Genomic DNA, 427 nt, shown 5'->3' with positions numbered 1-427 from the left:
ATTGCAGCGGTTATTGTTGAACCTGTTGCAGGAAATATGGGAGTCGTTCCGCCAGAGCCAGGCTTTTTACAAGGGTTGCGCGATGTGACGAACGAATACGGTGCCCTTCTTATTTTTGATGAAGTGATGACAGGTTTCCGTGTCGACTATTATAGCGGTCAAGGATATTACGGGGTGACACCAGATTTAACGTGCCTTGGAAAAGTCATCGGTGGTGGACTACCAGTCGGGGCATACGGTGGTCGGGCTGATATTATGGAGAAAATTGCACCGAGTGGTCCGATTTATCAAGCCGGTACGTTATCAGGAAATCCGATGGCGATGACAGCTGGTTATGAAACGTTGCGACAATTGACGCCAGAAACGTATGAAGCGTTTAAGAAAAAAGCAAATCGGTTAGCAGAGGGACTAAGTGAAGCAGCTAAAG

General features: G+C 47.3%; 1 protein-coding gene. It reads left to right on the top strand.

What is annotated here, in order from left to right:
- The coding region (locus FOI68_RS22920) for an aminotransferase class III-fold pyridoxal phosphate-dependent enzyme (RefSeq protein ID WP_143864432.1) at positions 1-427 on the top strand (427 nt) is incomplete at both ends.

The sequence above is a fragment of the Brevibacillus sp. LEMMJ03 genome, from assembly GCF_007197875.1.
Taxonomy (GTDB): domain Bacteria; phylum Bacillota; class Bacilli; order Brevibacillales; family Brevibacillaceae; genus Brevibacillus; species Brevibacillus thermoruber.
This window is presented reverse-complemented; position numbering and strand designations above follow the sequence as displayed.